18 protein-coding genes are annotated in these 21,290 nt (G+C 75.3%); 9 read left to right on the top strand and 9 right to left on the bottom strand.

Annotated features, from left to right (window positions below):
* Positions 1 to 3: 3 nt before the first annotated feature.
* Positions 4 to 579 carry an amino-acid N-acetyltransferase gene (locus ACZ5HG_RS16630; RefSeq protein ID WP_464178358.1) on the top strand — a complete coding sequence of 192 codons (576 nt, stop codon included), beginning with the start codon at positions 4 to 6 and terminating at the stop codon, positions 577 to 579.
* On the opposite strand, the gene ACZ5HG_RS16625 is transcribed toward ACZ5HG_RS16630, so the two are convergent.
* Positions 561 to 1,478, bottom strand: coding sequence for an HhH-GPD family protein (locus ACZ5HG_RS16625; RefSeq protein WP_464182198.1), 918 nt, complete (start codon positions 1,476 to 1,478; stop codon positions 561 to 563). The genes ACZ5HG_RS16630 and ACZ5HG_RS16625 overlap by 19 nt on opposite strands.
* A gap of 214 nt (positions 1,479 to 1,692) precedes the next feature.
* Here ACZ5HG_RS16625 and ACZ5HG_RS16620 point away from each other — a divergent pair, with 214 nt between their 5' ends.
* Entirely contained in the window at positions 1,693 to 2,304 is a 612-nt protein-coding gene (locus ACZ5HG_RS16620; RefSeq protein WP_464178356.1) for a hypothetical protein, read from the top strand.
* A 13-nt stretch (positions 2,305 to 2,317) separates the two neighbouring features.
* Here ACZ5HG_RS16620 and disA read toward each other — a convergent pair whose 3' ends face one another.
* On the bottom strand, positions 2,318 to 3,400 hold the full coding sequence (disA, locus tag ACZ5HG_RS16615) for a DNA integrity scanning diadenylate cyclase DisA (protein ID WP_464178354.1): 1,083 nt from the start codon (positions 3,398 to 3,400) through the stop codon (positions 2,318 to 2,320).
* Between the two features lie 122 nt (positions 3,401 to 3,522).
* Here disA and radA point away from each other — a divergent pair, with 122 nt between their 5' ends.
* From radA to ACZ5HG_RS16600, 3 genes are all read left to right on the top strand, one after another.
* Positions 3,523 to 5,025 (top strand): DNA repair protein RadA, encoded by a 1,503-nt coding sequence (gene radA, locus ACZ5HG_RS16610; protein ID WP_464178352.1) that lies wholly within the window; start codon positions 3,523 to 3,525, stop codon positions 5,023 to 5,025.
* A gap of 127 nt (positions 5,026 to 5,152) precedes the next feature.
* Entirely contained in the window at positions 5,153 to 6,709 is a 1,557-nt protein-coding gene (locus ACZ5HG_RS16605; protein WP_464178350.1) for a hypothetical protein, read from the top strand.
* Positions 6,710 to 6,902: 193 nt separating this feature from the next.
* The gene (locus tag ACZ5HG_RS16600; RefSeq protein WP_464178348.1) at positions 6,903 to 7,838 is read left to right on the top strand and encodes an aldo/keto reductase; all 936 of its coding nucleotides are present in this window, start codon (positions 6,903 to 6,905) and stop codon (positions 7,836 to 7,838) included.
* A gap of 68 nt (positions 7,839 to 7,906) precedes the next feature.
* On the opposite strand, the gene ACZ5HG_RS16595 is transcribed toward ACZ5HG_RS16600, so the two are convergent.
* The 3 genes from ACZ5HG_RS16595 to ACZ5HG_RS16585 all read right to left on the bottom strand — a co-directional run bounded on the left by ACZ5HG_RS16595 (position 7,907) and on the right by ACZ5HG_RS16585 (position 10,727).
* Positions 7,907 to 9,529: a sensor histidine kinase gene (locus ACZ5HG_RS16595; RefSeq protein WP_464178347.1), complete on the bottom strand. Its 1,623-nt coding sequence runs from the start codon at positions 9,527 to 9,529 to the stop codon at positions 7,907 to 7,909.
* Positions 9,526 to 10,260, bottom strand: coding sequence for a response regulator transcription factor (locus ACZ5HG_RS16590; RefSeq protein WP_464178344.1), 735 nt, complete (start codon positions 10,258 to 10,260; stop codon positions 9,526 to 9,528). The genes ACZ5HG_RS16595 and ACZ5HG_RS16590 overlap by 4 nt, the downstream gene beginning before the upstream one ends.
* 89 nt (positions 10,261 to 10,349) lie before the next feature.
* Complete coding sequence (locus tag ACZ5HG_RS16585; RefSeq protein ID WP_464178342.1) at positions 10,350 to 10,727, bottom strand: VOC family protein; 378 nt, start codon at positions 10,725 to 10,727, stop codon at positions 10,350 to 10,352.
* A gap of 160 nt (positions 10,728 to 10,887) precedes the next feature.
* On the opposite strand from ACZ5HG_RS16585, the gene ACZ5HG_RS16580 reads away from it, so the two are divergent.
* From ACZ5HG_RS16580 to topA, 3 genes are all read left to right on the top strand, one after another.
* Complete coding sequence (locus tag ACZ5HG_RS16580) at positions 10,888 to 11,247, top strand: hypothetical protein (protein WP_464178340.1); 360 nt, start codon at positions 10,888 to 10,890, stop codon at positions 11,245 to 11,247.
* Positions 11,248 to 11,354: 107 nt separating this feature from the next.
* Positions 11,355 to 12,356 carry a phosphatase PAP2 family protein gene (locus tag ACZ5HG_RS16575; protein ID WP_464178338.1) on the top strand — a complete coding sequence of 334 codons (1,002 nt, stop codon included), beginning with the start codon at positions 11,355 to 11,357 and terminating at the stop codon, positions 12,354 to 12,356.
* Between the two features lie 74 nt (positions 12,357 to 12,430).
* On the top strand, positions 12,431 to 15,187 hold the full coding sequence (gene topA / locus ACZ5HG_RS16570) for a type I DNA topoisomerase (RefSeq protein WP_464178336.1): 2,757 nt from the start codon (positions 12,431 to 12,433) through the stop codon (positions 15,185 to 15,187).
* Between the two features lie 8 nt (positions 15,188 to 15,195).
* Here the strand turns inward: topA and ACZ5HG_RS16565 are convergent, their stop codons facing one another.
* The 3 genes from ACZ5HG_RS16565 to ACZ5HG_RS16555 form a co-directional block, all read right to left on the bottom strand.
* On the bottom strand, positions 15,196 to 16,011 hold the full coding sequence (locus ACZ5HG_RS16565; RefSeq protein WP_464178334.1) for a maleylpyruvate isomerase N-terminal domain-containing protein: 816 nt from the start codon (positions 16,009 to 16,011) through the stop codon (positions 15,196 to 15,198).
* A 44-nt stretch (positions 16,012 to 16,055) separates the two neighbouring features.
* On the bottom strand, positions 16,056 to 17,267 hold the full coding sequence (gene metX / locus ACZ5HG_RS16560; protein ID WP_464178332.1) for a homoserine O-acetyltransferase MetX: 1,212 nt from the start codon (positions 17,265 to 17,267) through the stop codon (positions 16,056 to 16,058).
* A gap of 107 nt (positions 17,268 to 17,374) precedes the next feature.
* A complete protein-coding gene (locus ACZ5HG_RS16555) occupies positions 17,375 to 18,694 on the bottom strand; it encodes a bifunctional o-acetylhomoserine/o-acetylserine sulfhydrylase (protein ID WP_464178330.1) in 1,320 nt (439 codons plus the stop codon).
* 559 nt (positions 18,695 to 19,253) lie between these two features.
* On the opposite strand from ACZ5HG_RS16555, the gene ACZ5HG_RS16550 reads away from it, so the two are divergent.
* The gene (locus tag ACZ5HG_RS16550; protein WP_464178328.1) at positions 19,254 to 20,585 is read left to right on the top strand and encodes a C40 family peptidase; all 1,332 of its coding nucleotides are present in this window, start codon (positions 19,254 to 19,256) and stop codon (positions 20,583 to 20,585) included.
* An 80-nt stretch (positions 20,586 to 20,665) separates the two neighbouring features.
* Here the strand turns inward: ACZ5HG_RS16550 and ACZ5HG_RS16545 are convergent, their stop codons facing one another.
* Positions 20,666 to 21,160, bottom strand: a complete 495-nt coding sequence (locus ACZ5HG_RS16545) for an inorganic diphosphatase (RefSeq protein ID WP_464178326.1) — start codon at positions 21,158 to 21,160, stop codon at positions 20,666 to 20,668.
* Positions 21,161 to 21,290 lie beyond the last annotated feature (130 nt).

Genomic DNA, 21,290 nt, shown 5'->3' with positions numbered 1-21,290 from the left:
CGGGTGACCTCGCAGCCTGCCGTGCCCGCCGACCCCACCGCCGCCGTCCCCGCGTTCCGGGTCCGACCGGCGCTCCCGGCCGACGTGCGGGCGATCCGCGAGCTCGTGCAGCCCTACGCCGACGAGCGGATCCTGCTCGCGAAGGAGTGGGTCGGCTACTACGAGGCCGTGCAGGAGTTCCTGGTCGCCGAGGCCGAGGACGGCACGCTGATCGGCTGCGGCGCCCTGCACGTCATGTGGCAGGACCTCGCCGAGATCCGCACGCTGGCGGTCGCCCGGCAGTGGCGCGGGCGGCGGGTCGGGCACGCGCTGCTCGAGGCGCTGACCGAGCGCGCCCGTGACCTCGGGCTGAGCCGGCTGTTCTGCCTGACCTTCGAGGTCGACTTCTTCGCCGGGCACGGCTGGTGGCCGATCGAGGGCACCGTGGTCGCACAGGACGTGTACGCCGAGCTGCTGCGCTCCTCGGACGACGGTGTCGCGGAGTTCCTCGACCTGGCACGCGTGAAGCCGAACACCCTGGGCAACACCCGGATGCTGGTGGAGATCGAGCCGCGCAGCCCTCAGGCCGGCAGCCGGTAGCGGACCCCGTCCACGTCGTCGGCGCCGCCCGGGCCCGGCAGCTCCTCGACCAGGCCGTCCACCAGCAACGACGCCAGGCAGCGCTCCCGCTGGACCGTGTCCGGCCACACCGCCGCCACCGCGTCGGCCGGTGCCGGCTCCAGGGCGTCGCGCAGCAGCGCCATGATCCGCCCGCGCACCTGCCGGTCCGTGCCCGCCCACGCCTGCGTGCGGCGTCGTGCCGCGTGCGCGTCCGGCGGCGACCCCGCGCGGCGCCAGGCGCAGGCGTCCCGCACCGGGCAGTCCGCGCAGCGCGGGGAGCGGGCCGTGCACACCAGCGCGCCGAGCTCCATGGACGCCGCCGCCCAGCGCGCCGCCGTCGCGTCGTCCGCGGGCACCAGCGCCTCCGCGAGCCGCCGCTCGCCCACGGTCTGCGAGGGGGCGGGCAGCGCGACGCCCTCCACCGCGCGGGCCAGCACCCGGCGCACGTTGGTGTCGAGCACCACCGAGCGTCGGCCGAAGGCGAACGCCCGCACCGCCGCCGCCGTGTACGCCCCGATCCCGGGGAGCGCCAGCAGCAGCGCCTCGTCGTCCGGCACCCGCCCGCCGTGCCGCTCGACCACCGCCCGCGCGCACTCCTGCAGGCGCAGCGCCCGGCGCGGGTAGCCCAGCCGGTCCCACGCGCGCAGCACGTCCGCCGGGGCCGCCGCGGCGAGGTCCGCCGGCTCCGGCCAGCGGTGCATCCACGCCCGCCAGGCCGGCTCCACGCGCACCACCGGGGTCTGCTGGAGCATCACCTCGCTCACCAGCACGCCCCACGGCGTCCGCTCCGGCGCGCGCCAGGGCAGGTCGCGTGCGTGGTCGTCGAACCAGTCGAGGACCGGCGGGACGATCGCGGTCGGGAGCGGCACGCCGCACATCCTCACCCGCGCGCCCCCGTGCGTGCGACCCGCACCCGCCCGCGTGCCCTGCGCGCGCGTCCGTTCGCCGAGTTGTCATGACTTGTCGCATCGCGAGGCCCTGAAGCGACAAGAGCTGACAACTCGGCGGATACGCCACGGGTCCGGTGTGGCTGAGCGGCTGCGCGGGGGCGGGCGGTTAGCGTGGGTCGGACGAAGCGAGAGGGGCGGACCGATGAGCGTGCTGCGACCGTCGGGGCCCGAGCCCGCGCGGGTGTACTGGGTGCGACGCGTGGTCGTGCTGGCCGCGCTGCTGCTGGTCGTCGTGCTGGTGGTGATCGGCGTCCGCGCGCTGACCTCCCGCGACGACGGCGCCACGCCGACCGCCGGCACGACGGAGTCCACCCCGGTCGAGCCCTCCGAGTCCCCGCAGACGACGCCTGCCGACGAGGGCACCCCGGACTGCGCCGCCGCGAGCCTGGGCGTCACCCTCGCCGCCGACGGCACCTCGTACCCCGCGGGCGCGCTGCCGACCTTCACGATCACGCTGGTGAACAACGGTGCGGACGCCTGCCTGGTCGACGCCGGCGACGCCCAGCGATCGATCCTGATCACCTCGGGCAGCGACCGGATCTGGGCGAGCACCGACTGCACGCCCGCGGACGCGGCGCCCCTGCAGCTGCTGCTCGGCCCCGGCCAGACCGACGAGCGCACCCTCCAGTGGGACCGGACCCGGTCCGCCGAGGGCTGCCCCGCCGATCAGGGCACGCCACGAGCGGGCACCTACCAGGCGGTGCTCACCCTCGCGGGCGTGACGACCGAGCCGGTCGTCTTCGGTCTGGAGTGAGCGGAGGCGTCGGTCAGACGTACCGCTCGAGGATGCTGGACTCGGCCAGCCGGGACAGCCCCTCGCGCACCGCACGGGCGCGCTGCTCGCCCACGCCGTCCACCGCCATCAGGTCCTCGATGCCGGCGGCGAGCAACTTCTGCAGCCCGCTGAAGTGGCCGACCAGCCGGTCCACGATCGCGGCGGGCAGGCGCGGCACCTTCGACATCAGGCGGTAGCCGCGCGGGCCGGTGGCGGAGTCGAGCATCTCGACGCCGCTGGGGAGGCCGAGCACCCGGGCGATCAGCGACAGGTCCAGCAGCTCGGTGGAGTCCAGCGCGGCGAGCGCGGTCTGCGTGGCCTCGACGTCCCGCTCGCGGCGGGAGGAGTCCAGGTAGTCGCGCACGATCAGCTCGCTGTCGGTGCCGATGCCGCCGGCGAGCTCGTCCAGCTGGAGCGACAGCAGCCGCCCGTCGGAGCCGAGCTCGACCACGTAGCCGGCGATCTCCTCGGAGATCCGACGGACCATCTCGAGGCGCTGCACCACCACGCAGACGTCCCGCACGGTGACCAGGTCCTCGATCTCCAGCGCGGACAGCGTGCCGCTGACCTCGTCCAGGCGGGACTTGTAGCGCTCCAGGGTGGCGAGGGCCTGGTTGGCGCGGGACAGGATCGCGTCCGCGTTCTCCAGCACGTGCCGCTGGTCGTTCACGTAGAGCGCGATGATCCGCATCGAGGCGGACACCGAGATCACCGGGATGCCGGTCTGCTTGGCGACGCGCTCGGCGGTGCGGTGCCGGGTGCCGGACTCGGAGGTCTGGATGCTCGGGTCGGGCAGCAGCTGCACGGCCGCGCGCAGGATCCGGTCGCGGGCCGGCTCCATCACGATCGCGCCGTCCATCTTGGCGAGCTCGCGCAGCCGGGTCGAGGAGAACTCGACGTCCAGCTCGAAGCCACCGGAGCAGATCTGCTCGACGGTCTGGTCGTGGCCGAGCACGATCAGCGCGCCGGTGCGTCCGCGCAGGATCCGCTCGAGCCCGTCACGCAGCTCGGTCCCGGGCGCGACGGCCGCGAGGGTCTGCCGGAGCAGGTCGTCCGGCGGGGTCGCTGTAGCCACGGCGCGATCCTACGGGGCGGGTCCGACGCGGCGCCCGGGCACACCGGTCCGCGCCGGTCACGGACCGGTCACGATGCGTCTCACGCCCGTGCGTGTGGGTGGCGGTCGGTAGCGTCGCGCGGGTGAGCACCACCACCTCCCGGTCCGCCCGTCCTGCGTTCCGCTGCACCGAGTGCGGCTGGACCGCGTCCAAGTGGGTGGGCCGGTGCGGGGAGTGCCAGGCGTGGGGCACCGTCTCGGAGGACACCGGCCCCGGTGGCGCGGCCCCGCGGACGGCGGTCACCGTGCCGGTGCGCGGCGCGGCCCGGCCGATCGCCGAGATCGACGTCGAGGCGAGCCGATCACGGCCCACCGGTGTCGGCGAGCTGGACCGGGTGCTCGGCGGAGGTCTGGTGCCCGGCGCGGTCGTGCTGCTCGCGGGGGAGCCCGGCGTCGGCAAGTCCACGCTGCTGCTCGACGTCGCCAGCCGGGTCGCCTCCGGCGGTCGCACCGTGCTCTACGTGACCGGCGAGGAGTCGGCGGGGCAGGTGCGGCTGCGCGCGGAGCGGATCGGGGCGCTCGCGGACACGCTGCTGCTCACCGCCGAGACCGACCTCGGCACGATCCTCGGGCACCTCGCGCAGACCGAGCCCGACCTGCTGGTGCTCGACTCGGTGCAGACGGTCGCCTCCGCCGCCGTGGAGGGATCGCCGGGCGGCGTCGCGCAGGTGCGGGAGGTGGCGGCCTCGCTGATCGCGGCCGCCAAGGAGCGCGGCCTGCCGGTGGTGCTGGTCGGGCACGTCACCAAGGACGGCGCGGTGGCCGGCCCGCGCACGCTGGAGCACCTGGTGGACGTGGTCTGCCAGTTCGAGGGTGACCGGCACTCGCGGCTGCGACTGCTGCGCGCGACCAAGAACCGCTTCGGACCGACCGACGAGGTCGGCTGCTTCGACCTCAACGAGACCGGGATCGTCGGTCTGGCTGACCCCTCGGGGCTGTTCGTCTCGCGTGAGCAGCACCACGTGCCCGGCACCTGCGTCACCGTCACGCTCGAGGGGCGTCGACCGCTGGCGACCGAGGTGCAGGCGCTCGTCGCCCCCAGCATGCTCGCGAACCCTCGCCGCACCACCAGCGGCGTCGACGGGTCGCGGCTGGCGATGGTGCTGGCCGTGCTGCAACGGCGGGCCGGGCTCAAGGTCGCCGACCAGGACGTGTACGTCTCGACCGTCGGCGGGGCGCGGGTCGTGGAACCCTCGGCGGACCTCGCGCTCGCGCTGGCGACGGTGAGCTCGCGGGAGAACGTCGCGCTGCCGCCCCGGCTCGTCGCGGTCGGCGAGGTGGGACTGGCGGGGGAGATCCGCCCGGTCACCGGCACCGGACGCCGGCTCGCCGAGGCCGCCCGGCTCGGGTTCACGCACGCGGTGGTGCCCGCGGGGTCGATCGAGCCCGGGCAGGTGCCCGACGGGATGACCGTGGCGCAGGCCGGCGACCTGCTGGAGGCGGTGCGGCTGACCCGTGCCGGGCGTCCGGGCGGGGCGGGAGCGGCGGACGGCGACGCGCGAGGCGCTCAGGCGCAGCAACGCGCCGGTGCACGGGCACGGAACGACGACGGTGGGCGCGCCGAGACCGGGACGCCGTCGTTCTGATCGCCCGGCCCGGCACGCGGCGGACCCCGAGATCCCCGGAGACGTCGGTGCACGCGAAGTAGGCTGCCGCGGGTACGAGGACCGGTGCTGCGCGCCGGTGGACCGGTGTGGCAGGGAGTGGACAGGCATGACGGAGAACGACGGCCGCAGGGCTCGACGCCAGGCGCCTGCCGGAGGCCCGCCGACCGCCCGTCGGTTCGGCGGGGACGCCCCGCGCTGGCCGAGCCTGCACGAGCCCACGCCCGACCCGGCCGCCCTCGCGAGCACGCCGACGCCGACCTCGCCCGCACCCACCGCCCCGGTCGGCCGCGCCTCGGCGTGGGCCACGCCGGCGCCCGGCACGACGGCACCGGCCGCGACGACGCCGAGCGCGCCGACCCCCGCCGCGCCGACTGCGCCCGAGGCCGCATCCGAGCGGACCCCCGCCGCCCCGGCACCCACCACGTCCGGCTGGACCCCGTCCGCCGCGTTCACGGCCGCGTCCGCCGCCGCGACCTCCGCGTGGTCGTCCGCCCCCGCCGGCACGAGCACGCCGCTGACACCGGTGCTGCCCGCCGCCGACGTGCCCGCGCCGGCCGCTGCCGGGTCGCCGTGGCCGGAGCGCCCGACGACGGGGACCACCCCGGTGGTCCCCGGTGCGTCCTCGCACGGCAGCCACGCCGCTCCGGGGGCGCCGGACACCGGGGCGATCCGGCGGGTCACCGCGGACGGCCGCCGTCCTGCCACCGGCGCCCACGCGCTGGTCCCGGCGCCTGCCGGTGCGACGCCCGCGACCGGAGCGACCGCGACCGGGTCGACCTCCGCCGCCGGTCCCGCCGCCGCGGGCCTCCCCGCAGCCGCGACACCGGCCGCCGCGACCCCCGCCGCAGCCGCGACCTGGCCCGCCGCCGCGACCTCCGCCGCCACGCCCGCCACCGCCATCGGCACCACGCCCGCCACCTCCGTCGCCACCACGAGCCCGGCGACCCCCGCGTGGCCCGCCGCGCAGCGGCCGGACCCCCGCGCCGCTGCCACCGGCACCGGCGGCACGGACGACGCATCCGCCGACACCCCCGCCGAGCCGCCGCGCCGCAGCCGCCGCTGGTTGTGGATCGCGCTGATCGGCGTGGTCGTGCTGGCCGCCGCGGGCGTGACCGGCTGGTACCTGACCCGGGACGAGGGGGGCACGGCGGCCGCCCCGCCGGACGTGGTGCTGCCCTCGCCGACCAGCACGGTCGCCCCGGTGGCGCGCACCGCGACCACGCCCTTCGCGACCGCCCTGCCGACGACGGTGCTCCAGTACGCGCTGGCGACCTCCGCCGACGACCCGGAGTGGCTGGCGCTGAACGCCCTCGAGGCCTACACCGAGACGTACTCCGACGGGGGGTCGGGCACGGTCACCGTGCAGGCCGGTCAGTGGGAGAGCGCCGACCAGGCGGCCGCCGCGCTGGCGACCCTGGCCGCCGCCCTGCCCACGGCGACCGCTGACCCGGCCGCCACGAGCGACCCCACCGCGACCAGCACCGGGCCGTCGGTGCTCCAGCAGGGGGAGGTCGCCGTCGGCGGCACCCCCGCCGGCACCATGACGGTCGTGGACGCCGGGGACGGCACCGGGATCGCCCTGTGGAGCAACGGCACGACGGTGTTCCGGGTGGTCGGGCCGGTGGCGGACATCGAGAACCTGTACGCCGCGTACCCGCTCTGACCCGGGCGACGACCTCCCGCCACGACCGCTGCCCGACGGCCCGCGACCGCCACGCCGCGCCCACGCGTTCGCTGGGTGAGACACCGCCGTCCGGCGGGAAGCCGTGGCGCCCGGTCCGCGTTCGACCCTGTCGGGCGCGTCCGACCGGCACGCCCACCCTGCCGCGGCGACCTGCCGCGAGATCGGAGGAACGATGGCACGCATCGGCACCAGCGACCTGGACGTCCTGCCCCTGAACCTGGGCGGCAACGTGTTCGGCTGGACGGCGGACGGCCCGACCTCCTTCGCCGTGCTGGACGCGTTCGTCGCGGGCGGCGGCTCCTTCGTGGACACCGCGGACGTCTACTCGCAGTGGGTGGAGGGCAACGTCGGCGGTGAGTCCGAGGCGATCATCGGCGACTGGATGGCGTCCCGCGGCAACCGTGCGGACGTCGTCGTGGCGACCAAGGTGGGGCAGCTCGCGGAGCACCCGGGCACCTCGCGCGCGGCGGTGCGCGCCGGGATCGAGGGGTCGCTGAAGCGGCTCCAGTCGGACTACGTCGACCTGTACTACGCGCACATCGACGACCAGGAGACCCCGCTGGAGGAGACGGTCGCCGCGCTGGGCGAGGTCGTCGCCGAGGGCAAGGCGCGCTACGTGGGCGCCTCGAACTTCACCGCCGAGCGGCTGGCCGAGGCGCTGCGGATCGCGGACGACCTGGGGGTGGCCCGGTTCGTCGCCCTGCAGCCGCACTACAACCTGGTGCACCGCGCCGAGTACGAGGACGCGCTGATGGACCTGGCCGTGCGGGAGCAGATCGGCGTGCTGCCGTACTGGTCGCTGGCCAGCGGCTTCCTCACCGGCAAGTACCGCGACGGCGGCCCGGCGGTGGACAGCCCGCGCGCCGGCGGCGCCGCCCGCTACCTGGACGACCGGGGCCGGAAGGTGCTGGCCGTGCTGGACGAGGTCGCCGCGGGCCACGGCACGTCGGTGACCGCGGTGTCGCTGGCGTGGCTGCGCTCGCGCCCGGGGATCGCGGCACCGATCGCCAGCGCCCGCACGCCGGAGCAGCTGCCCGACCTGCTGGCCGGCGCGCGCCTGGAGCTGGCCGCGGACGAGGTGCAGGCGCTCACCGACGCCTCCGCCTGAGCGCGGACGTGCACCAGGGCCCCGGCGGGAGACGATCCCGCCGGGGCCCTCGTGCGCGTGCGCCGAGGTCAGGCCGTCGGCACGCCGCCGTCCTCGGGCACCTCGCGCGGCAGCCGCACGGTGAAGGTGGTCGCGCCGGGGGTGCCGTCCACGTCGATCGTGCCGCCGTGCGCGGTGACCACGGCGTGCACGATCGCCAGCCCGAGACCGGTGGAGGTGGACCCGGCGGCGCGGTTGCGCGACTCGTCGCCGCGGGCGAACCGCTGGAACAGGCGGGAGCGCAGCGGCTCGGCGATCCCCGGGCCGTCGTCCTGCACCCGGAGCACCACCTGCTCGCCCTCCTGGCGGACCCCCACGGTGACCGTGGTCCCGGCGGGGGTGTGCACCCGGGCGTTGGACAGCAGGTTGACGAGCACCTGCCGCAGCCGGTGCTCGTCGCCGGTCACCAGCGCGGGCGGCAGGTCCACGTCGTCGTCCGCGTCGTCCTGCGCGTCCGCGAGGTCGAGCCGCCAGACGTGGTCCGGCCCGGCGACGTGCGCGTCGGCGACCGCGTCCACGGCCAGCGCGGCCACGTCGACCTCGGTGAGGTCCAGGTCGCGCCCCGCGTCCAGGCGGGCCAGCAGCAGCATGTCCTCGACCAGGGTGGTCATCCTCCGGGCCTCGGACTCGACGCGGCCCATCGCGCGCACCGCGTCGTCCGGCAGGTCGCCGGGCAGCCGCTGCACCAGCTCGGCGTAGCCGCGGATCGACGCGAGCGGGGTGCGCAGCTCGTGGCTGGCGTCGGCCACGAACCGGCGCACCTGGGTCTCGGACTCGTGCCGGGCGGTCAGCGCCGCCTCCACGTGGCCGAGCATCCGGTTCAGCGCGGCGCCGACCTTGCCGACCTCGGTGGCCGGGTCGGTGTCCTGCTCGGGCACGCGCTCGCGGATGTCCACCTCGCCGCGGGCCAGCGGCATCTCGGCGACCCGGGCGGCGGTGGCGGCGACCCGGTCCAGCGGGCGCAGCTCGCGGCGGATCAGCACGGTGGCGAACCAGACGGCGGCGAGCAGCCCGGCGGCGGCCACCGCGATCTCCACCCAGACGTAGGCGTCCACGGTGGAGGTGATGCCGGACATCGGGATCGCGGTGATCGACAGGTCCCCGGAGTCGGACACGACCGCCACCACACGGAAGGCGCCGAGGTCGGGGAGGTCGACGGTGGTCGGGTCGCCGTCGGGGGTGAGGCTGGTCAGCACGTCGAGCTGGTCGTCGGTGAGCTGCTGCACGTCGCCGGAGTCGTCGAGGTAGCCGGCGGAGGTCGTGCCGCCGCGCTGGAAGACGATCACGGTGCCGACGTCCTGCCCGGGCAGGCCGAAGGCGGGCGGGATCGGGTCGCCGGAGCCGCCGGTCGTGCCCGATCCGTCGGTCGCGGACGTCGCGCCGTCGGACGGCACGCCGCTGTCTCCGGAACCGGACCCGGTGCCGTCGGTCGACCAGGGCGTCGGCCCCTGCCCGCGGTCCAGCCGCTCCGGCGCCGCGATGGCGCGCTGGCTGGCGGCGGTGAGCCGCTGGTCGATCTGGGTGAGCAGCGAGGAGCGCAGCGCGAGCGTCGAGACCACGCCCATCACCAGCGCCACCGCCGCGAGCAGGATGACCACGACGGTCACCAGCCGGCGGCGCAGCGTGGAGCGTCCCGCTCGCAGCACGCTCACGCGGCGGGCTTGAGCACGTATCCCACGCCGCGCAGGGTGTGCAGCATGGGCTCGCGGCCCTTGTCGATCTTGCGGCGCAGGTAGGACACGTACAGCTCGACGATGTTCGCCTGGCCGCCGAAGTCGTACTGCCACACCCGGTCGAGGATCTGCGCCTTGGACAGCACGCGCTTGGGGTTGCGCATGAAGTACCGCAGCAGCTCGAACTCGGTGGCGGTCAGCCGGATGTCGTCGCCGCCGCGGGAGACCTCGTGCGAGTCCTCGTCCATCCGCAGGTCGCCGACGACCAGCACGGCCTCCTCGCGGGCGGAGACGGCACCGGCGCGGCGCAGCAGGGCGCGCAGCCGGGCGACGACCTCCTCCAGGCTGAACGGCTTGGTCACGTAGTCGTCGCCGCCGGCGGTCAGCCCGGCGATCCGGTCCTCGACCGCGTCCTTCGCAGTGAGGAACAGCACGGGCACGTGGGGGTGCGTGGTGCGGATGCGACGCAGCACGTCGAGGCCGGACAGGTCGGGGAGCATGACGTCCAGCAGGATCACGTCCGGCTCGAAGGCCTTGGCCTGGCGGATCGCGGACTGGCCGGTGAGGGCGTGCTCGACCTCCCAGCCCTCGTACCGCAGGGCGGTCGAGAGCAGCTCGGCCAGGGTGGCCTCGTCGTCGACGACGAGGGCGCGGACGGGCTGTCCGTCGGCGCGGGTCAGGGAGTCGCGCTGGAGCGTGGTGGTGGTCATGGCACGAGCGTGCGCCCGCGACCTGAGCCGGTCCTGACGTGTTCCTGTGGGTTTCCTGTGGTCGTGCTCGGGCCCCGATCAGCCGGCGGTCACTCCTCGATCACAGACAGCACGTTGCCCGCCGGATCGGTGAACCAGGCGATCAGCGGGCCGCCGCCGCGGAACACGCCGTCCTCGTCGGTCTGCACGTCGGTGCCCTCGTAGTGCTCGAACTGCACGCCCCTCCCGCGCAGCTCGGCCACCGCCGCGGCCACGTCCGGCACGGGCAGGTTGAGCACGGTGTACGTGGCGGGGACGTGCGCGGGGCCCTTCGGGTACACCAGCACCTGCGCGCCGGAGCCGAGGTGCAGGAACAGCATCCCGTGGTCCTCGTGCACCTCCAGGCCGAGCACCTCGCCGTAGAACCGGGCGGCGGTGGGCACGTCGTCCACCGAGAACCCGCTGAACGCGCCGCTGAGGTCGAGCATGTCGGGCTCCTTCGCCGTCGGACCGGGCCACCAGCCTGCCCCCGCCGGGTCACGACCGCACTCGCGGCGGGGTCCCAGCGCCGGCTCAGGTCGTGCTCAGGCGAGCGGGGTCGGCTGGGTCCTGTCGCCCCGGCCGGGGCGCTCGACGAGGAGGACCGCCATGACGACGCTCGACGTGGTCACCACCGCGCACACCCACCCGGAGCACGTGCCCGGCGACGCCGACCCGTGGCTGACGGCGACGATCCGTCCGGCCGGGTCCTTCGGGCGGGCCGACGCCGGTCGGCTGCGCGCGCTGCTGGACGCGCTGTCCGCCTGCGCGTCGATCGTGGTGCTGGACCTGCGCTCCGCCCGCCTGCGCAGCCGGGGCGCCGCCGCGGTGGTGGAGGACGCGGCGGAGGCGCTGGAGGGGCGCGGCGGCTGCCTGCTGTGCGTGCACGCCGACGCGGAGTCCCGGGCGCACCTCGTCGAGGCGGGCGAGCGCGTGGTGATCCTGGACGAGGACCCGCACGCCGCCTGATCCCGGGCGGGGGGCGGCGCGGACCCCGGGGAGGCCGGGTGCAGGAATCGTGCCCGCCGCGGTCCCGCACGGTGGCACCCGGGTGGCCGTCACCTACCGTGGTCCCCATGTCCCGCACCACCCTCGTCCGCCCCGCCGACCCGTTCCCGGGCCCGCCGGTCGTGCCCGGGGAGGTGCCGGCCCGTCGTTCTCCTGCGGGCGTGGTGCGCCGGCTGGTGCTCGCGCTGCTGGTGGCGGTGGCGGCGGGCGCCGGGATCGTGGCGCTGTGGCGGGTGTTCCTGCTCGCCGAGCACGGGCAGGCGGTGGACCAGGCCTCGCTGGAGGGCGCGCACATCGGCCAGACCCGGCTGTGGGACCTCGCGGAGCCGGTGCTCGACGTGGTGTCGGTGGGGTTCATCGCCGCCGCGATCATCACCTGCGGGGCCATCGCGATCATCCGCCGCCGCTGGTCGCTCGCGCTGGTGGCGGCCGTGGTGCTGGGCGGCGCGAACGTCACCACGCGCGTGCTCAAGCTGTACGTGCTCGACCGGCCCGACCTCGGGCACGGCCCCCTGTTCAACACGCTGCCCAGCGGGCACACCACCGCCGCGGCCTCGGTCGCCGTGGCCGTGCTGCTGGTGGTGCCGCCGCGGGTCCGTCCGTGGATCGCGGTGCTCGGCGCCGCCTACGCGGGGGCGACCGGGGTCTCGACCCTGATCGGCCAGTGGCACCGGCCCTCCGACGTGCTGGCCGGGCTGCTGGTGGTGCTCGCGTGGGGCGCGATCGGGTGCGCGCTGCTCGCGCTGACCCCCGCCGTCCCGGAGGACCGCAGGCCGCCGACCGCCGCGCTGCCGACCGTGGCCCGCGCCCGTCGGGGCGATACGGTCGGCACCCGGGTCGCGCTCGGGCTGCTCGGCGCGGCGACCGTGCTGGCCGGCTCGATCGCGGTGGTGGCGCTGCGCAGCACCTGGCGGGCCGCCGACCCGCTGGGCACCCGCGGCGACCTGCTCACCGCCTACGCGGGAGGTGCGCTGGGCATCCTCGCGACTGCCGCGCTGACCTTCGGGCTGCTGCTGGTGCTGCGTCGGGACGCGACATCGGGGTCGGTCCGTGGGGGAGGGACGCCGTAGAGTTCGGCACCAGGAGGGCGGTCGGGTCGACCGCCCCGGCACCGCAGCCGCCGTCGTGAAGGAAGCAGGAGCGCATGTCCGCAGGTCGCAAGCTCGTCATCGTGGAGTCGCCCGCCAAGGCGCGCACGATCGCCGGCTACCTGGGCGACGGCTTCGACGTCGAGGCCAGCGTGGGGCACATCCGTGACCTGCCGCAGCCCAGCGAGCTGCCGGCCGAGATGAAGAAGGGCCCCTTCGGCAAGTTCGCCGTCGACGTCGACAACGGCTTCGAGCCGTACTACGTCGTCGACTCGGACAAGAAGAAGAAGGTCACCGAGCTCAAGCGGCTGCTCAAGGAGGCCGACGAGCTCTACCTCGCCACCGATGAGGACCGCGAGGGCGAGGCCATCGCCTGGCACCTGCTCCAGGAGCTCAAGCCCAAGGTGCCGGTCAAGCGGATGGTCTTCCACGAGATCACCCGCGAGGCGATCACCCGCGCGCTGGAGAACACCCGCGAGCTGGACGACCGTCTGGTCGACGCGCAGGAGACCCGGCGCATCCTGGACCGGCTGTACGGCTACGAGGTCAGCCCGGTGCTGTGGCGCAAGGTCCGGCAGGGCCTGTCCGCCGGCCGGGTGCAGTCCGTGGCGACCCGCATGGTGGTCGAGCGCGAGCGCGAGCGCATGGCGTTCCGCGCCGCCGACTACTGGGACCTGACCGCGACCTTCGCGGTGGCCGACGCGGACGAGCCGACCTTCGGGGCGCGTCTGGTGCAGCTCGGCGAGCGCCGGGTGGCCACCGGCCGCGACTTCGGCGACGACGGCGTGCTCAAGGGCAGCGCCGCGACCCGCCCGGTGCACCTGGACGAGGCCGCCGCGCACGCCTGGGCCGCCGCCCTCGACGGCGCCGGCTACACGGTGCGCTCGCTGGAGACCAAGCCGTACACCCGCCGCCCGGCCGCGCCGTTCACCACCTCGACGCTCCAGCAGGAGGCGTCCCGCAAGCTGCGGATGGCCTCCCGGCAGACGATGCGCACCGCGCAGTCGCTGTACGAGAACGGCTACATCACCTACATGCGGACCGACTCGCCGGTGCTGAGCACCCAGGCGATCGACGCCGCCCGCCGCCAGGCCGCCGAGCTGTACGGCGCCGACCACCTGCCGGACAAGCCGCGGGTGTACGCGTCCAAGAGCAAGGGCGCGCAGGAGGCGCACGAGGCGATCCGTCCCGCCGGTGACAACTTCCGCACCCCGGCGCAGGTGGCGCGCGAGCTGTCCGGCGACCAGTTCCGGCTGTACGAGCTGATCTGGAAGCGCACCGTCGCCTCGCAGATGGCCGACGCCCGGGGCTCCACCGCCTCGGTGCGGATCGCCGCGACCGTGCCCGCCCCCGCCGACGGCACCGCGACCGACGCCGTCTTCGCCGCGAGCGGCACCGTGATCACCTTCCGCGGGTTCCTCGCCGCCTACGAGGAGGGCCGGGACGTCGAGCGCTACTCCTCCGACGCCGAGCCCGCCGAGGGCGACGCGAAGGACGGCAAGGACGCGCGCCTGCCGCGGATGGCCGAGGGCGACGCCGTGACCGGCTCCGACCTGACCGCCGACGGCCACCGCACCTCGCCGCCGCCGCGCTACACCGAGGCGAGCCTGGTCAAGGCCCTGGAGGAGCGCGGGATCGGCCGCCCGTCCACCTACGCCGCCACGATCTCGGTGATCCAGGACCGCGGGTACGTGACCAGCCGGGGGCAGGCGCTGGTGCCGACCTGGCTCGCGTTCGCGGTGACCCGCCTGCTGGAGGAGAACTTCGACCGGCTGGTGGACTACGACTTCACCGCCGGCATGGAGGAGGACCTCGACGCCATCGCCGCGGGGCAGAAGGACCGCGTCGACTGGCTGACCCGGTTCTACTTCGGTGCGGCGGCCGCCGACGGCCCGGACGGCGACGGCCTGCGCGACCTGGTGGCGAACCTCGGCGAGATCGACGCCCGCGAGGTCAACTCGATCGAGATCGGCGACGGCATCACCCTGCGCGTCGGCCGGTACGGCCCGTACATCGAGGAGACCGGCGGCGAGCCCGGCCCGGACGGCACCCCGCGCCGCGCGTCGGTGCCGGACGACCTGGCCCCCGACGAGCTGACCGCCGAGAAGGCCCGCGAGCTGCTGGAGACGCAGCCCGAGGGCGACCTGGTGCTCGGCACCGACCCGACCACGGGCACCACGATCGTGGCGAAGAACGGCCGGTACGGCCCCTACGTGACCGAGCTGCTGCCCGAGCCCGAGCTCGACCCGGGCCTGTCGGCGGCGGCGAAGAAGAAGGCGCTGGCCGCAGCCCCCAAGCCGCGCACCGGTTCGTTGCTCAAGTCGATGTCCCTGCAGACGGTGACGCTGGACGACGCGCTCCGGCTGCTCAGCCTGCCGCGCGTCGTCGGCACCGACCCGGAGTCCGGCGCGGAGATCACCGCGCAGAACGGCCGGTACGGGCCCTACCTGAAGAAGGGCACCGACTCGCGCACGCTGCCGTCGGAGGAGGCGATCTTCACCACGACGCTGGAGGAAGCGCTGGCCATCTACGCGCAGCCCAAGCGCGGTCGTGGCGCCACCGCCACCCCGCCGCTGCGCGAGCTCGGCGAGGACCCGACCTCCGGCAAGCCGATCGTGGTGAAGGACGGCCGGTTCGGCGCCTACGTGACCGACGGCGAGACCAACCGCACGCTGCCGCGCGACGTCACCCCGGAGTCGATCACCCGGGAGCAGGCGGTCGAGCTGCTCGCCGAGAAGCGCGCCCAGGGGCCGAAGAAGAAGCCGGTGCGCAAGGCGGCGGCCCCCCGCGCGAAGGCGGCGGCGAAGAAGTAGCGGCGGCGCTACAGCACCGGCAGCATGCGGCCGAGGTCCGGCACCCCGTCGGAGGTGAAGCGGGGTGCCAGCGCGGCGGCGAGCACGTCGACGTCGTAGGGCAGGCGGCCGGCGGCCAGCCGGACCCAGGTGAGCGGCTGCACGATCTCCAGGTCCCAGCCGCCGCGCGCCTGCACGATCCGCAGCAGCTCGCGGGAGACGAGGTCCAGCGCGTCGCCGTCGATCGGCCCGCCGGAGGTGACGCCGTCGCCCAGGGTGCCGCTCGGCCCGAGGCCGCCGGCCACGCCGGGCAGCGGACCGGTGCCGCTGCCGAGCTCCGCGCGCGAGCCCGGTGCGGCACCACGGGCGCGGGCCAGGGATCGTTGCAGGTCGTCGGCGTGCACCACGAGCTCGGTGATCCGGGAGACCACCATCGTGGACAGCAGCACCGGCCCGCGCCGCGCCTGCACCACGCGGTCGTCGGGGCCGAGCTCGTCCGCCCGCGCGAGGGCCCGCGCCGCGAGCCGGTCCACGTGGCCCAGCGGGTCGTCCGCGATCTCGGCGGCCAGGTCGTGGGTGACCCGGCTGATGTCCGCCGCGCGGTGCGCGTAGGAGCCCAGGTACTCCGCGAGGCTGAGCGGGACGGTGCCGGGCGGTGCGGGCTCGCAGGCGGCCAGAGCGTCCATCGCCCGGCCCAGGTGCGCGACCAGGTCGGCCACCGTCCAGCCGTCCAGGATGCTCGGAGCCCGCCCGGCGGAGGCGTCCACCACCTCGCCCACCCAGGAGCGCAGGGTGCGCCACTGGCGGTGCAGGACGTCGGTGTCGACCGGGGCGCTGGGGCTCATGCGCCCGACCCTACCGACCGGTGCGCCCGGCGCCCGGCGAGTCCTCACGACTCCAGCAGCCCCCGGACCATCGCGCCGAGCTGCTCGTGCTCGATCAGGAACCCGTCGTGACCGTAGGGCGTGTGCAGGGTGCGCACCGGCCCTGATCCCGGCACGGCGGCGGCGATCCGGGCGGACTGCGCGGGCAGGAACAGCCGGTCGGAGTCGACGGCCACCACCAGGGTCCGGGCGGTGACCCCGGCGAGCGCGGCCTCCACGCCACCGCGGTCGCGGCCGAGGTCGTGGGTGATCATCGAGCGGGTCAGCACCGCGTAGGTGCCGGCGTCGAACCGGCGGGCGAGCTTGTCGCCGTGGTGGTCCAGGTAGGACTGCACGGCGAACCGGCCGCCCTCCAGCGGCTCCTCGCCGCCCTGCGGCACCCGGCCGAACCGCTGGTCCAGCTCGGCGGCCGATCGGTAGGTCTGGTGGGCGATCTGCCGTGCCAGCCCGAGGCCGACGTGCGGCCCCTCGCCGTCCGGGGCGTCGTGGTAGTCGCCCTCGCGGTACCGGGGGTCGGCGGCGAGCGCGGTGAGCTGGGTGTGGAAGGAGGCGATCTGGTCGCCGGAGGTCTGCGCCGTGGTGGCGATGGCGGCCAGCCGCTCCACCCGGTCCGGCTCGGTGACGGCCCACTCCAGCGCGCGCAGCCCGCCCATGGACGCGCCGACCACCAGCGCCCAGCGGTCCACCCCGAGGGCGTCGGCGAGCAGGGTCTCGGCGGCCACCTGGTCGCGCACGGTGATCTGCGGGAAGCGGCTGCCCCACGGCCGGCCGTCGGGTGCCGGGCTGGACGGGCCGGTGCTGCCCTGGCAGCCGCCGAGCACGTTGGGGGCGACGACGAACCAGCGGTCGGTGTCGACCGGGCGGCCGGGGCCGACCAGGGTGGACCACCAGCCGGGGGTGGGGTGCCCGGGACCGGCCTCGCCGGTGACGTGGGAGTCGCCGGTGAGCGCGTGCAGCACCAGGACGGCGTTGGAGCCGTCGGGGGCGAGGGTGCCCCAGGTCTCGTAGGCCAGGCGCACGGCGGGCAGGCGTCCGCCGGCCTCCAGGTCGAGCGGACCGAGGTCGGCGAACAGCCGGTGGCCGACCGGGTCGCCCTCCCGCCAGGCGGAGGACGCGCGCGGCGGTCCGTCGGGCCGGTCGCGCGGGGTGCGCCGGGCGCTGCGCGGGCTGTCGTGGGTCGCGCCGGGGGCGGCGTCGGACGGGTCGGGGCCGGGCACGGGACCTCCGGGTCGGGGCGAGCGGGAGGTGGCCGGGCGTGCCGCGGCGGACGGGTCCGTGGTGGACCCGCCCGCCGGGGTGTGGTGCGTGGTGCTCACGAGGTCGCTCAGGCCCCCTTGGCGGCGCGGAAGCCGGCGTCGAGGTCGGCGAGGATGTCCTCGATCCCCTCCAGGCCGACGGAGAGCCGGACCAGCCCCGGGGTGACGCCGGACAGCGCCTGCTCCTCGGGGGTGAGCTGGCTGTGCGTGGTGGACGCGGGGTGGATCACCAGCGAGCGGACGTCGCCGATGTTCGCCACGTTGGAGTGGAGCTCGAGCGCCGAGACGAAGGCCTGCCCGGCGGGGGCGCCGCCGGCGATCTCGAAGGCCAGCACCGCGCCGGTGCCGCGCGGGCCGTACTTGCGTCCGAGGTCGTACTGCGGGTGCGAGGGCAGCCCGGCGTAGGTCACCGAGAGCACGTCGTCGCGGGCCTCCAGCCACTCGGCGACCTTCTGCGCGTTGGCGACGTGCCGCTCGACCCGCAGCGACAGCGTCTCCAGGCCCTGCGCGATCAGGAAGGCGTTGAACGGGGAGATCGCGGCGCCGAGGTCGCGCAGCAGCTGCACCCGGGCGCGCAGCACGTAGGACAGGTTGACCCCGAAGGCGCCGTCCTTGCCGAGGTCGCGGGCGAAGACGAGCCCGTCGTAGGAGGGGTCGGGGGTGTTGAACGAGGGGTAGCGCTCGGGGTCGGCGCCGAAGTCGAAGGTGCCGCCGTCCACGATCACGCCGCCGATCGCGGTGCCGTGGCCGCCGAGGTACTTGGTGGCCGAGTGCACGACCACGTCGGCGCCCCACTCCAGCGGACGGATCAGGTACGGGGTGGCGACGGTGTTGTCCACGATCAGCGGCACGCCGTTGTCGTGGGCGATCCCGGCGACGGTCTCGATGTCGAGCACGTCCTGCTTCGGGTTCGGCACGGTCTCGGCGTAGAACGCCTTGGTGTTCGGACGCACGGCGTCCCGCCAGGCCTGCGGGTCCTGCGGGTCGGTGACGAAGGTGGTCTCGATGCCGTAGCGGGGCAGCGTGTGGTGCAGCAGGTTGTAGGTGCCGCCGTACAGGCTCGGGCTGGCGACGATGTGGCTGCCGGCCTCGGCGATGTTCAGGATCGCGTAGGTCTCGGCGGCCTGGCCGGAGGCGAGCAGCAGGGCGCCGACACCGCCCTCCAGCGAGGCGATCCGGTTCTCCACGGCCTCGACGGTGGGGTTGCCGATCCGGGTGTAGATCGGGCCGAGGTCCTTCAGCGCGAACCGGTCGGCGGCGACGCCGGCGTCCGGGAACACGTAGGAGGTGGTCTGGTAGATCGGCAGCGCGCGGGCGCCGGTCTGGGCGTCGGGCTGCTGGCCGGCGTGGATCTGGCGGGTCTCGAAGGACCACTGGTTCTGGCTCATGGGGTGTCTCCTCGGCGGGCGGGTCGGGCGTGCGGGTGCGGGATGAGGGCGGGTGCGCACGCCGGGGTGCCCGTGGGGGCCGGGTGATCGTCGGTGGTGCGGGGCTCCGGACGCATGACGGTCGGTGTCACGGGTGCGGGGGAGCCGGTTCCGCGGGGTCGGTGGACCTGTCCGCGGGCACAGCCGAGCGTGCGCTGGTCAGCGACACATTCGGCGGGACATGGGGCCGACAGTACGGAGCGCGGGGGTTCCCGGGGAACACCCGTCTTGCGATCTGAGACGGGCGTCCACGGGTCGGGCGTTGACCAGCGTCGGCGGCGTGGGTGGTGGCGGGGCGGGACGCCCGTCCGGGTGAAACCTGCCGGATCATGTCCGATTCGTCCCGAACCACGTGTGTGTGACTCGTGTGATGCGTGTGACTCGTGTTCACTTCTGTGAATCCAGCAGGTAGCGTCGCAGCGAGACGACCCTCCCCGCGCACGGCCGGCCCGCGCCGGTCGCCGGCCCGCTCGTGCGGCCGTGCGGACCCCGGAGGGACGCGGGACGAAGGGTGGACCAGGTGGCGACGACCGGACGGAGCCGGATCTCGCGCGGAGCGACCGCCGTGATCGCGGCGGCCCTGCTCGTGATCCCCGGCAGCGCGGCCCTCGCCGACCCCGACGTCAGCGACCAGGACGTCCGCGACGCCCAGCGCGCCGTGACCAGCGCCTCCAGCGCCGTCGCCGACATCGAGGTCCGTCTCGCGCAGCTGTCCACCGAGAGCGACACCGCGCAGATCCAGGTCGCGCAGGCCGCCGAGACCTACGCGCAGGCGCAGGCCGACCTCGCCACCGCGCAGACCGCCGCCGACCAGGCCGCCACCGCCTCCGAGGCCGCGCAGACCAAGGTCGCCGACGCCCGCGCCACGCTGGTCGCCATCGCCCGCGAGGCCGCCCGCTCCGGCGGGTCCATGGACACCCTCCAGGCGCTGCTGTCCGCCGACGGCTTCGAGGAGGTCGTCGAGCGCTCCGCCGCGCTGGACCACGTCAGCACCAAGGCCGACCAGGCCGTGCAGACCTATCGCGCCGCCGACCAGGTCGCCACCACGCTCCAGGAGCAGGCCGACGCCACCGCGGCGAAGCAGAAGGACGCCGCGGCCACCGCCGAGACCGCCCTCGCCGACGCCGAGAAGACCCAGGCCGACGCGGACGCTGCCGTCGCCGCGGCCGCCTCCGAGCGCGAGGGCCTGATCGCCCAGCTCGCCACCGCGCGCAGCACCAGCACCGAGGTCGAGCAGGCCCGCCAGGACCAGATCGACGCCGAGCGCCGCCAGCGCGCCGAGGCCGCCGCCCAGGCCGCCCGCACCCAGACGCCGGCCGCGACGGCGCCCAGCACGCCGACGACCACCACGCCGCCGGCGACCACGACCCCGCCGGCGACCACCACGCCCCCGGCCACCACCACCCCGCCGGCCACGACCACGCCGCCGGTCACCACCCCGCCGGTCACGACCCCGCCCAGCAGCGGGTCGTCCAGCGGCACCACCTCCGGCGCCGAGGCGGCCATCGCGTGGGCCAAGGCGCGGATCGGCCTGCCCTACGTGTGGGGCGGCACCGGCCCGAACGGCTACGACTGCTCCGGCCTGACCCAGGGCGCCTGGAAGGCCGGTGGCGTCAGCCTCAACCGCACCTCGCGCGACCAGTACCGCCAGGTGCAGAAGATCTCCTACGACAGCATGCGCGCGGGGGACCTGATCTTCTGGGGCACCGACCCCAACGACGCGAGCAGCGTCTACCACGTGGCGATCTACCTCGGGAACGGCCAGATCCTCGAGGCGCCGAGCCCCGGGCAGACCGTGCGGATCACCTCGATGCGCTGGTCGAACACCATGACCTACGCCGGGCGCCCGTAGCCCCGGACCGCCCCGGCAGCCGCCGGGCATGCAGAAGGGCCCCCGTCACGTGGTGACGGGGGCCCTTCGCGCGTCCGACCTCAGTGGTCGTAGCCGGCGTCGATCGCCCGCTGGCGGGACCGCTCGATCTCGGCCTCGGCCTCGGCGCGGCCGACCCAGTGGGCGCCCTCCACCGACTTGCCGGGCTCGAGGTCCTTGTAGACCTCGAAGAAGTGCTGGATCTCGAGGCGGTGGAAGTCCGACACGTCGTCGATGTCCTGCCGCCAGGCCGCGCGCTGGTCGCCCGTCGGGACGCACAGCACCTTGTCGTCGCCGCCGGCCTCGTCGCGCATGCGGAACATGCCCAGGGCGCGGCAGCGGATCAGGCAGCCCGGGAACGTCGGCTCCTCGAGCAGCACCAGGGCGTCCAGCGGGTCGCCGTCCTCGCCGAGGGTGCCGTCGATGAACCCGTAGTCGTCCGGGTACCGCGTCGAGGTGAACAGCATGCGGTCCAGGCGGATGCGCCCGGTGGCGTGGTCCACCTCGTACTTGTTGCGCTGACCCTTGGGGATCTCGATCGTGACGTCGAACTCCACACCCGCTCCTTCGTCGTCGCCGAGGTCGGTCCACCACGGCACGCTGCTGATCGCCGGCGGCGATGCCGGGCAGCGGCTCGTCGCACCTGCCCTAGTGTGACGCACGGACGGGGTGCACGGCGCCCCCACG

It is taken from the genome of Cellulomonas sp. GTC20042, from assembly GCF_055389595.1.
Note: the sequence above shows the minus strand (reverse complement) of the source record. Positions and strands in the feature narration are given on the sequence as shown.

Bases quoted from the DNA above. Each gene is read 5' to 3' on its own strand.
- ACZ5HG_RS16625 (WP_464182198.1), bottom strand. From the start codon at position 1,478: ATGTGCGGCGTGCCGCTCCCGACCGCGATCGTCCCGCCGGTCCTCGAC.
- ACZ5HG_RS16620 (WP_464178356.1), top strand. From the start codon at position 1,693: ATGAGCGTGCTGCGACCGTCGGGGCCCGAGCCCGCGCGGGTGTACTGG.
- ACZ5HG_RS16605 (WP_464178350.1), top strand. From the start codon at position 5,153: ATGACGGAGAACGACGGCCGCAGGGCTCGACGCCAGGCGCCTGCCGGA.
- ACZ5HG_RS16600 (WP_464178348.1), top strand. From the start codon at position 6,903: ATGGCACGCATCGGCACCAGCGACCTGGACGTCCTGCCCCTGAACCTG.
- ACZ5HG_RS16590 (WP_464178344.1), bottom strand. From the start codon at position 10,260: ATGACCACCACCACGCTCCAGCGCGACTCCCTGACCCGCGCCGACGGA.
- ACZ5HG_RS16585 (WP_464178342.1), bottom strand. From the start codon at position 10,727: ATGCTCGACCTCAGCGGCGCGTTCAGCGGGTTCTCGGTGGACGACGTG.
- ACZ5HG_RS16580 (WP_464178340.1), top strand. From the start codon at position 10,888: ATGACGACGCTCGACGTGGTCACCACCGCGCACACCCACCCGGAGCAC.
- ACZ5HG_RS16575 (WP_464178338.1), top strand. From the start codon at position 11,355: ATGTCCCGCACCACCCTCGTCCGCCCCGCCGACCCGTTCCCGGGCCCG.
- topA (WP_464178336.1), top strand. From the start codon at position 12,431: ATGTCCGCAGGTCGCAAGCTCGTCATCGTGGAGTCGCCCGCCAAGGCG.
- ACZ5HG_RS16565 (WP_464178334.1), bottom strand. From the start codon at position 16,011: ATGAGCCCCAGCGCCCCGGTCGACACCGACGTCCTGCACCGCCAGTGG.
- ACZ5HG_RS16555 (WP_464178330.1), bottom strand. From the start codon at position 18,694: ATGAGCCAGAACCAGTGGTCCTTCGAGACCCGCCAGATCCACGCCGGC.